This window comes from Crateriforma conspicua, assembly GCF_007752935.1.
GTDB classification, from domain to species: Bacteria; Planctomycetota; Planctomycetia; order Pirellulales; family Pirellulaceae; genus Crateriforma; species Crateriforma conspicua.
Map to the genome: position 1 here is coordinate 17,012 of NZ_CP036319.1, position 19,468 is coordinate 36,479.

Below are 19,468 nucleotides of genomic sequence, written 5' to 3' on the forward strand. Positions count from 1 at the left end.
CAGCGTCCACGGGGACATTTCGCAAACGACGCAGCTTTTCCAAACTGTCATTGCGGTGCGTTTTCCGGGCTCTGTGAAGCGTTTTTCCCCCGTGCGGTCGAAACGGATCGATGTCTGTTCATTAGCCGATTCGTTTGTGTGAACTTCTGGCGCCGGTGTTCCGATGGAAAAGGATGTCTGATCATCCGCCTAGGAGCCCACCGTGTCGCTGCGAACCCGCCGCCAATGTGCCGCCCGCCGAACCGCCCTCGCTTGCCTGATCGCCATGGCCGGGGGGGCTGATACGGCATGGGCTGATGAGAGCGGATTGACACTGCAAGCGCCGGCCAATGTGCAGGTGCGCATTCGCGAGGCACACAAGCCGTGGCAGGACAAGCCGGTCGAAACCATCGAGCCGGCGTTGAAGCTGTTGCCGCCCAAGGATCCGATCGCCGAATCGAAAGCGGATGAACCATCGGCCGAGCCCGCATCGGCCGAAAAGAGCCAGCCAAAATCGGTAGCCGCATCGTCGATCAAGCTGCGCCCGCTGAATCTGGCACCCGCCCGTCCCTCGGCGACCGTCGACAAGTTGGTTCCCGCGAAACCGGTCAACCAGCGCGAAACACGTCCTGGTCCGCTGTCGTTGGGCGCGCCTGCCGTGGCGTCTCAGCCCAAGCCGATCCATGGGTTGCCGCCGTCGTTGCGGACCGAATCGGATCGTGGCCTTGATTCACCGGCAAACGATTCGTCGTCTCAGAAGCCATCGGCACCCGTTCAGCCATCGGCACCCGTTCAGCGAAACGCACAGCCCGGCGTTGTTCCGAACGCCGTGGTTGATCCCGATTCCAATTGGGTCGCCCGCGAAGCGATCAACCGGATTGCCCCGTTGACCGATCCCGTTGCTCGATCCCGTCAACCGTCGGCTCCGATCGCAACGACACCCGCCGCACCGTCGGTCGATCGTTTCCGTCCGATGCCGGCGGTGACGAAGCCAAAATTGGCAAAGCCGGATCTTGCAAAACCGGACATCGCAAACGAAGCGGCGGTGTCACCCGAGGACTCGACTCCGTCGGCGGACCTGGAAACACAACCCAAACTTGACCGGGAAGCTTCGTCCGATCAGCTTCGGCCCGTGCCATCACTGGGCGACCCGTCCGCGGATGTTCAGGTCAATCAAACTCAGCAGAATGTCGCCGGCGAAACGCAGACACCGACCGACAAGCCAACCGAGACCGCTGACGAACCCGTCGCGTCATCCAGCAATGCAGGTGGCATCACCGTGCGTTCGCTGAAGATCGATCGTTCCGGTCGACACACCGAATCGGTTCACCCCGATTACCAACGTCCATCCGCAGACGCGGATCAGGAAACGGCCGTTGTCCCGCGTCGTGTCGATCGTCACAGCGATGATTCATCCGAATCGGCTCGCATTGCCCGATCGACGCAACAAAAGACATCCCCTGGACTGACCGAGGCGAACGTCAAGGATCTGGACGCGCATGATTCCAAGGCCGCATCGCCACGGGCCGTCCAGCAAAACGAGTCACCATCGGTGGCATCCGTCGCACCGTTGGATGTCGATGAAGTCTCTCAAGTCGAACTGGACTACACCGGAAATCCGAAACAGGATTTCGGTTTGACCCGCACCGCGGCGTCGATGAAGGGGCGAATCGCGGGCGTGTTGAAGTACTTTTATGACCGACCGGAGATCGCCGACGGCCGCAGCAACTGGGGCATGATTCACGCGATGTTGGTTTACGGACCGGATACCAAAGTCCGTGTCGGCAAAAAACACTACAGCACCATCGCTTGGGTCGCGGGGAACAACATCTGTCGTGGCCAGCGATTGTTGGCCGATGGTCCCAACGGCATCGAAGCGACCAATGGTGTGGGGCTGCAAGGACACGACGGCCAATTCCTGATGACCCTTGGCCTGTCCGGTGTTCCCGACACATATCCGCTGTACGCCAGCGGCAAAAAGTACACGGTCGCTGACTTGGTCCAACGTGAAGCCAAGTCGTGTAAGCCGGGAACGGAATTGACGTTCATCATGATCGGCTTGCTGCATTACATGAGCACCGATGCAACCTGGGTTTCCGATGACGGCCAGCGTTGGGATTTCGAGCGATTGCTGGCGGAAGAATTGTCGCAGCCGATCGTCGGGCAAGCCTGTGGCGGCACACACCGTTTGATGGGCTTTGCACATGCCTTGCGGAAACGTCGCGCCGAAGGATTGCCCATCACTGGGCAGTGGAGTCGGGCTGACAAGTTCGTGCAAGACTTCATGGCTTACACCTACAAACTTCAAAACCGCGACGGATCTTTCAGCACCGATTGGTTCGCCGGTCGTGAAGACAACGGCGATCTGGATCGGAAGATTCAAACCACCGGTCATATGACCGAATGGTTGTTGACCGCCACGCCGGATCATGAAATCCAGAACCCGCGACTGTTGGCCGCGGTTCGATTCCTGGCCACCGAAATCGGCAACGAACCCCAGCGTGAATGGTCCATCGGGCCAAAAGGTCACGCCTTGCGATCCCTGGCGATGTTCTACGATCGGGTATACCGTGAAGGACCAGCGTGGCGACATGGTGCCGTCGCACGATCTAACAACGGTTCGACCCATCGGCGATATCGTCGATAAGACAGATGCCCAAAAGCTTGTATCTGGCGACCAATGCCAATGCGACCGGCAAACGCATGGTCGCTCTTGGCGTGATGGAACTGGCCATGCGACGCTTTGATCGCGTCGCCTTCTTTCGCCCAATCGTCCGTCATAGTCCCGAGGACGATCAAAGCATTCGATTGATGCGGGCACGTTACCGCATGGAAACGACCCCGGCGCAAATGGCCGGCGTGACACGTCGCGAAGCCCGCCAGATGTTGGCCGCAGATCAGTACGACGGACTGATCCAACGGATCCAAGCGGTGTTCAAGACGCTGGAGGAGAACGCCGACTTCGTGGTCGTCGAAGGCACCAGTTTCCAAGGCTTGGTGCCGGAGATCGAATTCGAGCTGAATGCCGACATTGCGATCAACCTGGGATGTGCCCTGATGCCCGTCTATGCCGCGTCGCACGACACGGTGGAAGACTGTGTGCAATCGATCCGCATCGGCAACGACAGCTTGACCGACCATGGCGGGCAAATCGTCGCGACGGTGGTCAATCAGGTGACCGAAAAGATGGACACCGGGCTACGCCAAGCCTGTCACGATGCCGGCTTGGACGCGCAAGCGCCGATGTATTTCTTGCCCGAGGTCGCGCTGCTGCGCCACCCCACGGTCCGCGAAATTCAAAAGGGCATCGGCGCGACGTTGCTTTCCGGTGACGAAGTGACGTTGGATCGCGAGATCTCGCGTTTGAAGGTCGCGGCGATGCAGTTGCCCAGTTTTGCCGAGCGAATTTTTCCGTCCAGTTTGGTGATCACCCCCGGCGACCGCAGCGACATCTTGGCCGGGTGTGCCCTGTCCTGTTTGCGTCCGGAAGGACCGGCGCCGGCGGGTGTCGTGTTGACCGGTGGAATCCTGCCGCCCGATTCGATTCGTGACATGGTCCGTCACGCGTGTGGGTTGCCGATCCTGATGACGACCGACGACACGTTCACCGCGGCGCGAAAGGCGTCCCAGGTGCGTGCCGAAATCGGTGAACACGCGCCAAGAAAGATCGAATCGGCCATTGGGCTGTTTGAACAGAACATCGACAACGATGACTTGGCCGGGCGACTGCAGGCGCCGGTCGCCTTCAAGGTCACACCGCTGTTGTTCGAATACTCGCTGATCCAGCGGGCCCGCGCCGTCGACACGCGAATCGTGTTGCCCGAAGGCACTGAACCTCGGATCTTGCAAGCCGTCGATGTGCTGCGACGCCGCAAAGTGGCCGACCTGATCCTGTTGGGAGATCCGGCGGAGATCCAAGCGGCGGCGGTGGCCGCCGGCGTGGCGTTGCCCGACGAAGGCGTGGAGATCATCAATCCGTTCGACAGCCCGCTGCATGAACAGTTTTCCCAGGAATACTACGAAATGCGCCGTGACCGTGGGGTCACCTTGGACGTGGCCCGCGACCGGATGCACGAAGTCAGCTATTTCGGCACGATGTTGGTCCACCGCGGGTTGGCCGGTGGCATGGTCAGTGGTTCACGCCACACGACGGCCAACACGATTCGGCCCGCGTTCGAATTTGTCAAAACGCGGCCCGGGGTTGGCGTGGTCAGCAGTGTCTTTTTGATGTGTCTGCGTCACAGCGTTTTGGTGTACGGCGATTGTGCGGTGATCCCCAATCCGTCGGCCGACGAACTGGTGGAAATCGCCAGCAGTAGTGCCGATACCGCGGCGCAGTTCGGGATCGAACCACGCGTGGCGATGCTGTCCTATTCCACCGGTGAAAGTGGAAAGGGCGCCGACGTCGATCGGGTCCGACAAGCCACCGAAATGCTACGCCGCCGACGTCCGGAATTGCCCGTCGAAGGTCCGCTGCAATACGACGCCGCGATCGACCCGCGGGTGGCTGCCCAAAAGATGCCTGACAGCCAAGTCGCCGGACGCGCAACGGTGTTCGTCTTTCCCGATTTGAATACCGGCAACAACACATACAAGGCCGTCCAGCGGTCGGCCGGCGCCGTCGCCATCGGTCCGGTCTTGCAAGGTTTGAACAAACCGGTGAACGACCTTTCGCGTGGTTGTACGGTCGCCGACATCGTCAACACGGTGGCCATCACGGCCGTTCAAGCGCAAAGCGTATCGGTCCCCGAAAACGCCACAAGTTCCACAACAACGATTCCAACGGGCACGTCCCCATGAACGTTTTGGTCGTCAATGTGGGCAGCACCACATTGAAATATGCCTGCATTGATACCCAGCGGCGAGAACGACTGACCGAGGGATTGATTGATCGAATCGGGCAAGACGGTGGCGACGCACCCGATCACATGACCGCTGTTCAAGATGCGTTGCAAAAGCACGCGGACATCGAATTTACCGCGATCGGACATCGGGTGGTTCAAGGTGGTGATCGCTTTACCGAACCCACACGCGTGACCGATCAAGTCCGATCGGACATGGTCGAATTGGATCCGCTGGCGCCGCTGCACAATCCGCCGGCTCGACGGGTGATCGACCACATCGCCACCACGTCGGCGTCGATTCCCCAGGTGTTGGTCTTCGACACCGCGTATTTTTCCACGCTGCCGCCGGTCGCCTATCGCTATGCGGTTCCCGATTCGGTGTACGTCGATCACGGCGTCCGAAAATACGGAATGCACGGCACGTCACACCAGTACGTTACCGGTTTGGCCTTGGACCATCTGGCCGCCCAGGGCATCGACCGGACGTCGGCCAAGGTGATCACGCTGCATTTGGGCGGTGGTGCCAGCGCAACCGCGTCGATCGGCGGGCGTGCGATCGACACGTCGATGGGGCTGACGCCGCTGGAAGGTTTGGTGATGGCCACGCGTTGCGGCGACATCGATCCCAGCGTGCCGATCTATCTGATGCGAACGGCCGGCTGGACCGTCGACCAAGTCGAACGGGTTCTGATCAAGGAAAGCGGGTTGCTGGGACTGTGCGGCCAAGCCGACATGCGTCGTGCGCTGGAAGCGGCGACCGATGATGACGAGTCCGCGAAATTGGCGATCGACATCTATGTTCGGCGATTGCATAAATATGTCGGTTCGTACTTTGCGGTTCTGGGCGGATTGGACGCGTTGGTATTTACAGCGGGCATCGGTGAAAACAGTGCGGAAATCCGGCGACGCGTGGTCGAACCTTTGCATCATCTAGGGCTGCGAATGGATCTGCCCGTCAATGCCTGGGCCAAACCTGATGTCCAGCCCATCGATCTGTCCAGCGACGATGCGACGGTGCGGACGTTGGTGGTACCGACCGACGAAGAATGGGCCATCGCCCGCCAGACGGCCGACTTGATCGACGGCCGATGATGCGAATCCTGGCCGTTGTCCGTTCTACGAACGTGGGCGATCACCTACACTGGGACGTACGCCGTGATTCGCTGCGCTGATACATCCACCGGATCGTTTTTGCCGACCTGATATGCCGACCCAACGATTGACCAAACAAACAGCGGCCATGATCGCGGTCGGCGTTGAACTGTTGAACAAACGCGATGGTGACGCGTTGTTGTTGCTGTTGGACGGTTCGACCGACTGGATTCGTATCGCCGGGTTGGTGGCCGATATCGAAAAGCCGGTGATCGTTGCCGTCGACGATCCGGCCGATTTGGAAGGTGCCGCCGAAGCCGGATTGGTGCCTCTGGCGCTGAACAAAGAAAAGGCGCCGGTGCTGGAACGTTTGCAGGAAGCCTTGCTGGAAGCCGCCGCCGATGAAGTGATCCGGCCCAACGGCGACGTCGTCGCGGTGTACAGCGGTTTTCAACAAGGCCGTCTGGATTCGATCAGCTATCTGCAGCTGGACGAACGCATGCGTCGGTTCACCAGCCGCGATCTGCAGCAGATCGAAAGCAGCGTGCCCCTGAAAACGATCAAAGCGGTGGTCGATTTGGCCGTCGACATCGGCCGCGAAGGTCGCGAGGGCAAAGCCGTGGGGACTCTGTTCGTCGTCGGCGACACCCGAAAAGTCATGGAGCATGCCAGCGACAGCGGCGTGGACCCGTACCGCGGATACAACAAATCGTTCCGCTACCTGTTGGACCCCAAGGTCCAGGAAGACGCCAAAGAAATCGCCCAGTTGGATGGGGCGTTCATCGTTTCGGCTGACGGTTACATCGAACGCAGCCGTCAAATGCTGGAGGTTTCCCACGACGACCTGAAGATGACCAAAGGTCTGGGGTCGCGTCACTGGGCCGCCGCGGCGATCACCTTGAAGACCAAAGCCGTGTCGGTGGTCGTCAGCCAAAGCACCGGGACCGTCCGGCTGTACCAAAACGGCTTTCTGATCCTGCAGATCGTACCGACCAACAAGGCGATCAAGTGGCAGGAATTCTCGTTCGAACCGCCCCAAGCCGGCGGGGACGACTGAAACGTTCGGCCCCCGCCGGGCAAACCCCGGTACGGACCGCGTTTCACAACAAATCTTGCCACCGCGACGACGGAAACGCTACTGTCGTCGTCATGAAACGGACCTCGCTACGCTGGACGCACTACGCCACCTGCCTTTGGCCGGGGATGGCCGATTTGTGGTGGCGGGGTCACCTGTCGGGGCTGCCCGTGGCGATCGTATTCGCGATCGCACTGAACTGGTTTTTGGTGGCCAAGTTTTTGTACCCCGGATGGTTGTCCGGCGGCCTGATTCACGTCGGTTTTTGGGTCGCCATCATCGTCTGGGGCTTTTGGGTTCAACGCAGCCTGCGGGAATTGCCTGAGCGATTGGTGCCCCGTGAAGTCACCGAGAAACCTGACCGATTCGGCGAAGCCCACGCGGCCTATCTGGCGGGCGATTGGGAGCGTGCCGAAGCCTTGTTGACACAAACGCTAGCAATTGAGCCGAGGGATCCGCCGGCGCTGTTGATGCTGTGCGGCGTCTATCGTCACACCGGACGTGTCGAGTCGGCGGAGATTTTGTTGGAAGAAATGCGTCGGATCGAAGTGGCCGACAATTGGCGGTTGGAATTGGCAGCCGAAGCCCGTCGGTTGGCTCGTTCTGCCGAAGAACCTATCCCAGCGGTTTAGCATAACCGGTAAAATCGTTATCGTTGCCATGGCCGGGGGGCTCTAACAGCGTTCGCATGACCAGTCGCTAAAACCGTTGAAAAAATCGAACGGAGTACGGTTTTTGGCTAGGTTTCGACGCCGCGAACCCGAATCGTGGCGGATTCACGGCGTGGTGTGGCCTACGGTTTGCTTCACACAACAATTCCTTGACGAACGATTCGCCAGATTGACAGCCATTCGATCAACCTGGATCACGAGAAAAACATGTACGAACGATTTACGGATCGAGCCCGAAAGGTCATGCAACTGGCCAACCAAGAGGCTCAGCGATTCAACCACGAATACATCGGGACCGAGCACATCCTGCTGGGCTTGGTGAAAGAAGGCAGCGGGGTCGCCGCCAACGTCCTGAAGAATTTGGAAGTTGACCTGCGAAAGATCCGTCTGGAAGTGGAAAAACTGGTCCAAAGCGGGCCGGAAATGGTCACCGTCGGCAAATTGCCGCAGACGCCCCGGGCCAAGAAGGTTATCGAGTACTCCATGGAAGAGGCTCGGAACCTGAATCACAGCTACGTGGGGACCGAGCACATTCTGTTGGGTCTGCTCCGCGAACAAGAAGGCGTCGCCGCCCAAGTGCTGATGAACTTGGGGCTGAAGTTGGAAGACGTCCGCGAAGAAGTCTTGAACTTGCTGGGCCACGGCCTGGACAGTGCCGAAGTCGGCGAACGTGGCGGTCGCGGCGGTGAAGGCGAAAGCAGCGGCGGCAGCAGCAGCAGTAAAAGCGGCAAAAGCAAGACGCCCGCCCTGGACAGCTTCGGCCGTGACCTGACCGAACTCGCCAAGAAAAACGAATTGGATCCGGTCATCGGTCGCGAACGCGAAATCGAACGCGCGATCCAGATCCTTTGCCGTCGGACCAAGAACAACCCGGTCCTGTTGGGCGAAGCCGGCGTGGGCAAAACCGCGATCGTCGAAGGATTTGCACAACGCGTCATCAGCGGCGAAGTCCCCGAGATCTTGGCCGACAAGCGGATCGTTGTCTTGGACTTGGCGATGATGGTCGCCGGGACCAAGTACCGCGGTCAGTTCGAAGAACGCATCAAGGCCGTGATGACGGAAGTCCGTCGGGTCAAAAACACGATTCTGTTCATCGACGAATTGCACACCCTGGTCGGTGCCGGTGGCGCCGAAGGTGCGATCGATGCCGCCAACGTTCTGAAACCCGCATTGGCTCGGGGTGAAATTCAGTGCATCGGTGCGACGACGCTGGACGAGTATCGAAAGTACATCGAAAAGGACAACGCACTGGCCCGACGTTTCCAAGAAATCATGGTCGAACCGACCGGCAAGGCGGAAACGATCGAGATCATCAAGGGACTCCGCGAACGGTACGAAGAACACCACCGCGTCCAGTTCACCGATGACGCCGTCGTCGCCGCGGTCGAAATGTCCGAACGCTACATCACCGCCCGCTGTCTGCCGGACAAAGCGATCGACGTGATCGACGAAGCTGGTGCTCGGGTGCGGTTGCGCACGATGACCCGTCCGCCGGACTTGAAGGAAATCGACGAGGAAGTCGAAAAGCTGAACAAGGAAAAGGAAGACGCGGTCGCCAATCAAGACTTCGAAAAAGCCGCCAATCTGCGGGACCAAGCTGAAAAACTTCGGAAGAAGAAGGATCAGATCACGCAAGAGTGGCGCGAAAAGTCACAACAGACCGATGGCGTCGTCGACGAAGAAGTCATCGCGGAAGTCGTTAGCAAGATGACCGGCATTCCGTTGACCCGACTGTCGACCGAAGACAGCCTGCGTTTGTTGCGGATGGAAGACGAACTGCACAAACGTGTGGTCAGCCAAGACGCCGCGGTTTCGGCCATCGCCAAAGCCGTTCGCCGCAGCCGCAGTGGATTGAAAGATCCCAAACGGCCCACCGGTTCGTTCATCTTCGCCGGTCCCACCGGTGTCGGTAAAACGTTGCTGGCTAAGGCGCTTGCCGAATACATGTTCGGTGACTCCGAAGCGCTGATCCATATCGACATGTCCGAATACATGGAAAAGCACAACGTCAGCCGATTGATCGGGGCACCTCCCGGATTCGTGGGATACGAAGAAGGCGGCCAGCTGACCGAAAAGATCCGTCGTCGTCCGTACGCCGTCGTGTTGTTCGATGAAATCGAAAAAGCACACCCGGACGTCTTCAACATGCTGTTGCAAGTCATGGAAGAAGGCCGGCTGACCGATTCGTTCGGTCGCAACGTCGATTTCCGCAACACCATTTTGATCATGACGACCAACGCCGGTGCCGAAGCGATTAAGAACGAACAGTCGCTGGGATTCCAACGTCCCGACGGCGATGCGAACTTCGAATCAATGAAGTCACGCGTGATGGACAAGATCGAACGCGTCTTCCGACCGGAATTCCTAAACCGCTTGGACGACACGATCATCTTCCGCCACTTGGAGAAGAAGGACCTGAAGCTGGTCATCGATTACGAACTTGCCAAGGTCCGCGAACGATTGCTCGAACGCGGCCTAGCATTGGAATTGACCGACGAGGCCAAGGAATTCTTGATCAAGAAGGGCAGCAACCTGGATTACGGTGCCCGTCCGCTGCGTCGTGCAATCGAACAACGAATCGAAGATCCGTTGGGCGAAGAATTGCTGCGTGGAACCTTCGAAGGCAAAGACACGATCATTGTCGATGCGTTCCACAACGATGAAGGCAAAGTCACACGGCTGGACTTCAAGGGCGAGGCCCGCGGGACCAGCGAAGAACCTGTTGCCGCAGGCGTCAGCGACGGGAACGACGACGACAAGTCCCAAGACGACGAAAGCTGATTTTCGGCTGCCAGTCGACGGCAAGACTTTCCAAACAATCGCAAGCGAGGTCACCCACAGTGGCCTCGCTTTTTCAATGATGTGATCTTTATCGATCCGCCGGCGTTGGTCTCCCGTGGACTAGCCAGCGTTTGCAAAGCGTCCGGATCATCCCACGTAGCGATCGTACAGCGATCGTGCGATCGCGACGTCGCGGGTCCCGCTGATCACGGCCCGGCCGTCCCGAAACAGTGTCAAACTTTGGGATTCGTCCAAATGAAGGCGAACAAAAAAGGGCGTGCACTGGACCCTGCCCAAGTCTTGCCATCGTGCTTCAAACGATGAAAGATCCAACTGTGTTCCCTGACGCGCCGGAACTTGCACGCTTTCACGCCCACACAGTGCGGCGGCCGGCGGCCCGGCGTCGGCGTTCAAGAAATCGCGTCGTTTTCCGACACACGCCGGACACTGCGGATCGACAATCTCCGATGTATCGATCTGTCGAATTTTGTTCTGCCACAGATCGATCGACAATACGGACGTGCGGATGGAAGAACGACTGCCGGCCAGCCACTTGATCGCTTCAGCGGCCTGCAAACTGGCAATCAAATGGGTGGCCGCACCCAAGACACCGGCCGTGTCGCACGTCTGAACCGAACCGGGCGGCGGCAGATCGCGAACAAGGCAGCGAAAGCACGGTTGGCCGGTTCCATCGAATAGACGCACCTGACCGCCGGATCCCACGCATCCACCGTGAATGAACGGGATCTCGTTTTCCAGTGACCAGTCATTGATCAGTAAACGTAATTCGAAGTTGTCACAGGCATCGATGACCAAATCAACTCCGTCTAGTACGCCGGTGATGTTGCCCGGCAAAACATCGACAACTTGCGGTTCGATCTGGATATCCGAATTGATACGTCGCAAGCGGTCGGCTGCGGCGGCCGCTTTGGGCGATCCCGATCGGGCATCGTTTTCGTCAAACAGGGACTGTCGTTGCAGGTTGCTCCATTCCACAATGTCGCGATCGACCAGACGCAATCGGCCGACACCCGCACGGGCCAGCAATTCGGCTGCGACCGTGCCCAAGGCACCACAGCCCACAACCGCCGCCGTCGAATCGCCAATGCGACGCTGTCCCTGATCGCCAATCGTGGACAACTGGATTTGTCGGGCGTATCGGTCTCGGGGGCTATTCAACGGTCTTCCACGTGGCGGAGATATCGGGATTCAATTGCGGCCGGCTCCGCGGATCGATCAACCGGTACCCAACAATGTGCACACCAATGGAAAATTCGTCCATGCACCCGATGGTGGTTCAGCGGGCCGACCTGCTGCGACAGGTTCGACGCTTCTTCGACGATCGCGGCTATTTCGAAGTCCAACCGCCTTGTATGGGACGCGACTGCGTCGTCGATGCCTACTTGGATCCAATTCGTGTTCAGACGTCCGAGTTGGGTTTGGCGACCGATGATGTGCCCCGCCACTTCTTTCTGCAGACATCTCCTGAATCGGCGATGAAACGAATGTTGGCCGGCGGTGCCCCATCGATCTACAGCATCGGGCCGGTATTCCGCAGCGGCGAAGTCGGCCGGCACCACAACGTCGAATTCACGATGTTGGAATGGTATCAACGCGACGGGGATGCCGAGTCCCAGATCGGCCTGTTGAAGGATTTGGCAGAGGTGATCCTGCGGCGGACCGCCACCTCGGTGATCAGCTATCGCGAAGCGTTTCAGCAATCCTTGGGTGTGGACCCGATCGAAGGTGATCTGAAACGTCTGCGTTCCCTCGTACAGCAAAGGGAGCCCGACTTGGCCCAAGATCTGGCCGACGATCGTGACGGGTTGTTGGATGTCTTGTTTTCCGATCGTGTCATTCCGCAGTTGACCAAAGAGTCATCTTGGATCGTTCGGGACTATCCGTTGACGCAAGCGGCACTGGCCCGTCAATCGGCTCGCGATCCGGACTGTGCCGAGCGTTTTGAGTGGTTCGTCGACGGGATCGAATTGGCCAACGGTTATGACGAATTGCTGGACGCAAACGAATTGTTGCATCGGTACGAATCGAACAACCGAAAGCGTGAGGCTGCCGGTCGATCACCGCTAGAAACCGACACCACGTTACTGGCGGCGATGCGGTCGGGGTTGCCCCAATGTGCAGGCGTCGCGCTTGGTTTCGATCGGCTTCTGATGCTTCGAATGGGCGTCGAACATATCGACGATGTCATCCCGTTGCCGATTGACCGAGCATGATTGTCGCAAACCGGTCGGATCGTGCCCGACGCGTGAAGGATTGATTAAAATGGTGATCCACAAACGTGGCTGTTCAAGCTGTTTCGCGACGACAATGGATTCACCGTGCCGGAGAAAGATTCATGAACACATCCGATACCGCACGTCGCTTGGGCGTCAACGCTGCGTTTTTGAAAGACATCAAAGACGATAACCAGCATTTGAAGCAGCTGCTTGATCGGATCGACCCGTTGATCAAGCACCCGACGGTCGCCTGCAACCATTGGTCGGAAATCAGTGCATTGCTGGACGAATTGCGGGACCAGTTGGCTTTCCATTTCTCATTGGAAGAAGCCTACGGGTACTTTGATTCCGCCTTGGACACCGACCCGCTTCGCAGTGCCGAAGCGGAACACTTGCGTGCGGCTCATCCGAAACTATTCGCCCGCATCCGCGACTTGGCTGATCGTGCAGGCGAAACCGCACCTGATGCCGAGACGAAAGTTGCGGCCGTGGTATCCGATTACAGGACGTTTTTTCGCAGTTTCGCGGATCATGAAGAAGCGGAACTTCGATTGATCCTATCCACGTTGGATGATGACATCGGTGTGGGCGATTGATGCACGATTCAGGCCGCTCGGCCCAGCATTGCAAAGAAGCTGGGGACCAAGATTGTGCGAACGTAAAACGTGTCAATCAAAACACCCAGACCTAATGCGAACCCAAGCTGGATGATGCCTTGCAGTGTCGTGGGCTGCTCGACGGCGACCCCTATCCACTGAATCAGGGATGGAAACCATGCCGACGCGGTCATGCTGAAGAACGTCGCCGCCATCACCAATCCGCACGCGGAAATGATGCCGCCGGTTCGCGCGACCGATCGGCGAACGGCCATCAACCATCCGCCTTTGCGCTGTTCTTCCAAAATGCGTGTGACCAAGTAAACGTTGTAGTCCTGGCCAACCGCCACCAGGATCACGAACAAAAACAGCGGCAATTTCCAATCCAAGCCGAGAAAGCTGTCACCGTAAAGTGACGAAAAGAAGATGACGGTCAAACCCAGGGTTGCGTAGTAGCTAAGCAAGACCGTCAGGATCAAATACACGCTGACACCGATGCGGCGGATCACCAAAACCAAAACGCACAGCACCGCAAGGATCACCGCAATCTTGATCGTCCGATTGTCGCGAATGGTCACTTGGCGAAGGTCGACGATCGACGGCGTTGTCCCGGTCAAGTAAAGGTCATAGTCCGTCCAGTTCCCCGATGATTCGTTCGTCATCGAGTTGAGCCGGTCGGATAGATTCTCCAATAGTTGGGCGGTCTGTTGATCAAACGGGTTCCCTTCCAGCACGACGTCCATGCGAATCAACCGTCCGGCGTACTCTGGAACGTCCGAAAAGAAATGACGCTGAGCGATTCGGTGGTTCCGCAACGCCCGGCGGAACAATGCGTCTCGGCTGAATAATCCTCGCTTACGTTCGCCCAATGGATCATCTGCCGTGCGGACGGCGATCACACCGTCGATCCCGTACAGCGTCTCGGACAGCGATTTGACTTGTTGTTGCAGGTCATCACCAGGCAGCGATTTCGGCGCCACCATCATCAGTGTGACGGGGTTGATTTCACCGATGCTGAAATGATTTCGCAGCGCCGCCATGCCCCGCGTCGTGACACTTTTGGCGCCCAATTGGCCGCTCATGTCATACGTCACATCGCTTTCGTGGACGTATCCGTATCCGGCAGGGATCAACAGCAACACCATGCCGATTCCCAGCGTCATCGCGGGTGCCCGAGTCAACATCAACGCGATTTGGCTCCAGGTTCGCGATTTGACCCCACCAGATTCTTTCCAGCTTCCCGACAGCGTCAGCGTCGGCATCCGATTCTCGGTGATCTTCATCGGCCAGAACGCGATCGGGCCGATCCAGTACAAAATGGCGGGCGTCAGTGATAGACAGACCAACAAGGCGATGAACAGACAGACGGCGATCACCGGGCCGGTCGACTGAAACTTGCCGAAGTCTGCAAACGCCAATGTTCCCAAGCCAACAATGGTCGTCAACGCGCTACCAAGAAGTGCACCGGAGACGTTGCTAAGTGCGCTGGCACAGGCTTTGGGCCACGATCGGATCGTGGATTCTTCCCGCAGACGTGCGATCAAGAACAGACAATAGTCCGTCCCGGCACCGAACAGAATGACGACGATAAAAATTCGACTGGTGGTGAAGATCCGCAAATCCGGAAGCGGCAATGCTCCGGTGGCCGACAATGACGCAAGGTGTGTCATCGTTCCACTGGCCACCACCAAAGCAACGCCGATCGAAACGATTGGAATCATGACCAGCAGCGGCGATCGATACACCAGCGTTAACAACACCAGGATCATTCCCACGGTGAACCATTCCGTATAGCGAATGGCATCGCGCGACGCGGACAGCGTTTCGCCACCAATGGCGGCGGACCCGGTCAAATGCAACCGTACGCCTGGTTCGACGAAGCGATCACTGTAGGCAACGGTGTTCCGAATCAGATCGCCGGCCGCTTCAAAGGTAGCGATATTCGATGTGCTGGCCAATTCGGTCGACAAGCGACCGACCACCAATCGGGCCTGGTCGGTCCGCAGCTTGCCGCCGACCAACGAATCATTCCAGGACCAGATGTCGATCAGATGATCCCAGCCGTCAATGTCACGCTCGGCGATCGGACGCGTTTCGGTGGCGATCGTGGGACAGAAGACCACCGCGGCTTCGACATCACGGGCGATCGCGTCATCAGGTTCGTGCAGCGATCGCAGCAGGTTACCACGGTCCCAGTAGGCGATCGCCATGCGTGGTTCGGTCGGTGTGGGCGACGTGTCGGGAACCGATTCACTGATCGCGTCATAGAACGCTTCGTCGGTACGAATGGCTTCATCCAATGCCGCCCGCGTCAGCGCAATCCAGGACGCATAAGGCTGGTCGGGGTCCGTCGGCCCGGATTCATACCCATAGCGGATGGCCCGCTGCCAACTGGCTTCGGCCAACCGATGATAAAGACGCCGCAGCAGGTCGAGACCCAAGATCTCGTCTTGCTTGGTCAGTTCACCATCATCACGACACAGCAGAAAGACCAACTGGCTGCGACTACGTTCGCCCGGGAACGCCTGATTCAACAAGCGGCCACCGGCCACGCTGGTCAGATCAGCCGGCAGATAATCAAAATCGCCGTCCAGCGCGACCCGGTCCCAAGTCGGAGCCGTCGATCGGACCGCAACCGCCAGAGCGATCCAAAATAGGACAATCCACTTGTGGTATCGCACCACCCAAGTGGTCCATCGACGCGGTGTGGCGGTCGGCATTGGGTCGGCAGAGGTCTCGAGAACAGCGGCCCTATGGAACAATACGTTTTGACCAGAGATCCGTTCAAGGCATAAGCGTCGAACAAAAGGCCCGTCAAAACGCCACGATACGGGCAAGTATGTCGCGCGGGAGCCTGAAACGCGAGAGCGGGAACGGATCGGCGGCGAACCCCCGGGACACGCCCATCCGACTTGGCCGACGACGACGAATCCGTCTTTCGCAACGTATCGGTGTCGACGTGCGGATCAATTCCGCAGATATCCCTGTGCCGCGGCCGGATTGAACGGACGACCATTGCCGCCCCGTCGGGGGCCACGTTCGACGCCGCCATTGGCCGGACGGTTGTCGTTGTCGTTCCCTTCGCGATCGGAGCCGTCCAATCCAAACGCCTCGAGTGCTTGTTGCAGCGACTGACCGCTCAGGTTGCCACCGATCCGCAGGACTTCCACGTCGCCGCCGGGTTGAGCCGCTTCGTCCAGTTGCCGAACCATTTCTTCCATCAGTTCCAACAGTGATTTACCCTCGGCGCTGATCAACAACGTGTTGCCGATTTCGTCGATGCCGAACGACAACTTGCCTTTGAAACTGTATCCACCGCCACCGCTATCTTGACCGCTTTGCGAATCCGTCAGACCTCCGCCACCACCGTTTTCGTTGCGTTCCTGGTTTTCGTCCTGGCGTCCGTTTTTGGCGTTGTTCTTGGCGCCGAACGCTTTGTCGTTTCCGCTAAGCAGGTCGCGATAGGCGTCCTTTAAAGTCTGGGCGATCGTTTCGGCGCGACCGTATTGAATCTTCACCAGCTTGGTAAAGCGGGCACGCGAATCATCAACCGGTTCGGGAACATCCCACAGTTCGACCAGTTCGCGGATCGTTCGCAGTTGACTGGGTGTTGCACCGGAGACGACCAGCGTGTTGGTTTCGATGTTGTAGACAAATTTCAAACGGCTGCCGGCCGCCAATCCGGACGGCTTGTCGCTTGACGAATTGCTGTCATCGTAGAACCAGTATCGATAGAAACGATCCGCGTCCGATTCCTCTTCCTCTTCGGTGGCAAAGTAATCTTCCAAGTCGATCGTGATCATGCTTGCGCGGGCATGCTTCAGGTGAAAGACGACATATTCACGCTGGGGCGGACGAATCTTCAGCATCAATTCTTCCAGCGAATCCAATGCATCGGTGTCATTACTGCGAAGCACCAAATTACCGTCGTCATCGACGATGATGTCGATCGGTGTTTCGTCGGCATCCGCATCTTTGGCGGCTTGTGCCTCCACGCTGCGACGGATTCGATCACGAAACTGGCGATCGAAGTCTTCCATCGATTGGATCGTGTCGCTCAGTGGCGGTTCGGTGGTTTCGTTTTCGTTGCTGGCGATTTCATTCTCGGTGACCAAGAACTGTCCCTGAACCGTTGAAACGCCGGTCGTCAGGTTGGATGCGGCGGGCTGTGCCAGCGGTTCGACGGGTTGGCCTTCGTCTGAATCGGGTGAATCGTTTTCACCGTTCTTTGACTTCGATTCATCGTCCGCGGATTCGTCGGACGTTTCGTCGTTTTCGGCCTGGTCTTTGCCGTCCGGATTTTCATCGTCGCTGCCGTCATCGGCATCGGATGATTCGTCGGGATCGGAGATCGGGCTAGTGAAATTTTCTTCATCCGGCAGACGAATCTCTTTGCCCGTCATTTGCTCGAATTGCGACTTCAGACGCTGAAGGTATTCATAGGTTTCTGGGGTCGAAGCCGCTTCGACGACGCGGAACGTTTCGCGATTGCCACCGGGCGGCGGTAGTTCACCCAGCTTGACCAACAGCGAACGGACTTCATTCATTTCATTTTCGTTGGCCCACAACAAGACTTGGTTGTATCGGGCGTTGGGAGCGACGCGGAATTGATCCGCTTCTTTCTTGTCGTCACCGCCACCGCCGCCATAACCGTAGTAGTAATAGCGGCGCGATTGGTTGTCGTCGTCGTCCTCCTCTTCCTGTCCCATCAGAAAGGCGATGCTTTCGGCGACCTCTTCGGCGGCCAGACGGCGCAACTGCAGCACCTCAAAGCGTCGACCACTGCCGTCCAATTGGTCGATCAGTTCTTTGACGATGAAACGATCCACCGCGGCACCGGAAACGATCACGGCCGAGTTGTCGGTGTCCACGCGGATGTGAGTCTTGGGTTGCAAGACGTTCATCTCCGTGACGATATCGATCAGCTTTTCGGCATCCAACGATTTCAAGCGAAAGGCTTGCACACGCGATTTGATGTCGTCCAGCGTTTGAAATGAATCGCTGGGAACATCAATTCGGCGGACGAATTCAGTGGCGGTTGCGATCTTGTCGCGAGGTCCACGAATCAGCACGCTGTTTTGACGGGTGTTGGCAACGATACTGATTTCCGTTTCCTTCTTAGCCGCCGGCGGTTTGTTGCCGTTTTGTTGCTGCATCCGCTGCATCATCTGCATTTGCTGGGGAGTCATCGGGGCGGACGATTTTTCTTCGACGCCCAAGAATTCTTCCAGCATCTGTTTGGCTTCTTCGGCTGGGATGTGCACCAAGCGAAATTCGGGGGCCAACGCGTCACGGCTGGCCACGTCACGTTCTTGTTGCAGCAGTTCGGCGATCTGACGCAGATTGATTGCCGCGTCCATGGCTTCGATGCGATTGGTGGTTGTCAGCGCGGTCAGACGGCCGTTGCTGCTGATCATCGGCTTCAATTCTTCGGCCAGCTTCTCGGATGACAGCCAACCGACATCCATCAGTGCGCGAACAAACGTGTGTGGCTGAAGCGAATCCAAATCCGATTCTTCCACGCGGCGCACCATGCCAGGATTGATGCTCTCGGTTTTGACGACCGTGATGCCGCCGTCCAATTCCAACAGCGTGTAACCGCGTGCCAACAAGTGACGGTTGAAAAGGTCACGTGTTTGGTCGACGGTGTATCGACCGGGCGAAGCCAAGTTGACTCGATCCGCCGGCAACTCTTGCCAATCCAATGGTTGTTCGGAGATCTCCGCAAGCCACTGAATCAAGTCGACCCAAGGTTGGTTGCGAAATGCAAAAGCGACTTTGCCGTCGGGTCCGACACCGACCTTCAATTCTTCCGGGTCGGCTTCTTTGCCGTCCAAGGTTTCGCGTCGGATGACTTTGGGATCTTCGGGTTTTTCTGCGGATGCATCGCCCGCTTTCTCATCCGCATTCTTGGCGTCTTTGCCTGGTGGACCGGGTTGTGGACGTCCCGGCGGTCCGCCCGGTGCGCCTTTGGGAGCCCCCGGCCCAGCGGTGGCGACGGCAACGGGGCCCGACGGAGTTTGAACGATTGCCTGGGGCTGGGCCCAAGCCGGACCGGCGAACAGCCAGAGGAAACCGACACCCAACGAAAGTTGCCATCGGTGGGAATTCAGACACCGCGCGTCAGTCAGGTGTCGGGTCTTTGTTCGGCATCGTGCGCGTGTTCGGCAAACGCCGAAAGTCATTGGTTCGA

Annotated in this window: 11 protein-coding genes; 8 read left to right on the forward strand and 3 right to left on the reverse strand. The window is 58.2% G+C overall.

The window, feature by feature from the left end; translation table 11 throughout:
• Positions 1-202 precede the first annotated feature (202 nt).
• From Mal65_RS00065 to Mal65_RS00090, 6 genes are all read left to right on the forward strand, one after another.
• A complete protein-coding gene (locus tag Mal65_RS00065) occupies positions 203-2,626 on the forward strand; it encodes a hypothetical protein (RefSeq protein ID WP_165700973.1) in 2,424 nt (807 codons plus the stop codon).
• 5 nt (positions 2,627-2,631) lie between these two features.
• Positions 2,632-4,779: a phosphate acetyltransferase gene (gene pta / locus Mal65_RS00070; RefSeq protein WP_145292509.1), complete on the forward strand. Its 2,148-nt coding sequence runs from the start codon at positions 2,632-2,634 to the stop codon at positions 4,777-4,779.
• Positions 4,776-5,915 carry an acetate/propionate family kinase gene (locus Mal65_RS00075; protein ID WP_145292511.1) on the forward strand — a complete coding sequence of 380 codons (1,140 nt, stop codon included), beginning with the start codon at positions 4,776-4,778 and terminating at the stop codon, positions 5,913-5,915. Before pta ends, Mal65_RS00075 begins: the two co-directional genes overlap by 4 nt.
• 112 nt (positions 5,916-6,027) lie before the next feature.
• On the forward strand, positions 6,028-6,972 hold the full coding sequence (locus Mal65_RS00080; protein ID WP_145292513.1) for a DNA integrity scanning protein DisA nucleotide-binding domain protein: 945 nt from the start codon (positions 6,028-6,030) through the stop codon (positions 6,970-6,972).
• Positions 6,973-7,064: 92 nt separating this feature from the next.
• On the forward strand, positions 7,065-7,622 hold the full coding sequence (locus Mal65_RS00085) for a tetratricopeptide repeat protein (protein WP_145292515.1): 558 nt from the start codon (positions 7,065-7,067) through the stop codon (positions 7,620-7,622).
• Between the two features lie 246 nt (positions 7,623-7,868).
• Complete coding sequence (locus tag Mal65_RS00090) at positions 7,869-10,442, forward strand: ATP-dependent Clp protease ATP-binding subunit (RefSeq protein WP_145292517.1); 2,574 nt, start codon at positions 7,869-7,871, stop codon at positions 10,440-10,442.
• A 147-nt stretch (positions 10,443-10,589) separates the two neighbouring features.
• Here Mal65_RS00090 and Mal65_RS00095 read toward each other — a convergent pair whose 3' ends face one another.
• Entirely contained in the window at positions 10,590-11,621 is a 1,032-nt protein-coding gene (locus tag Mal65_RS00095) for a ThiF family adenylyltransferase (protein WP_145292519.1), read from the reverse strand.
• 86 nt (positions 11,622-11,707) lie between these two features.
• On the opposite strand from Mal65_RS00095, the gene epmA reads away from it, so the two are divergent.
• Positions 11,708-12,676 carry an EF-P lysine aminoacylase EpmA gene (epmA, locus tag Mal65_RS00100; protein WP_145292521.1) on the forward strand — a complete coding sequence of 323 codons (969 nt, stop codon included), beginning with the start codon at positions 11,708-11,710 and terminating at the stop codon, positions 12,674-12,676.
• A 122-nt stretch (positions 12,677-12,798) separates the two neighbouring features.
• Positions 12,799-13,275: a hemerythrin domain-containing protein gene (locus Mal65_RS00105; RefSeq protein WP_145292524.1), complete on the forward strand. Its 477-nt coding sequence runs from the start codon at positions 12,799-12,801 to the stop codon at positions 13,273-13,275.
• Between the two features lie 8 nt (positions 13,276-13,283).
• Here Mal65_RS00105 and Mal65_RS00110 read toward each other — a convergent pair whose 3' ends face one another.
• Both Mal65_RS00110 and Mal65_RS00115 read right to left on the reverse strand, forming a co-directional pair.
• Complete coding sequence (locus Mal65_RS00110) at positions 13,284-15,995, reverse strand: MMPL family transporter (protein ID WP_145292526.1); 2,712 nt, start codon at positions 15,993-15,995, stop codon at positions 13,284-13,286.
• Between the two features lie 246 nt (positions 15,996-16,241).
• Positions 16,242-19,361: a secretin N-terminal domain-containing protein gene (locus tag Mal65_RS00115; protein WP_196784459.1), complete on the reverse strand. Its 3,120-nt coding sequence runs from the start codon at positions 19,359-19,361 to the stop codon at positions 16,242-16,244.
• Positions 19,362-19,468 lie beyond the last annotated feature (107 nt).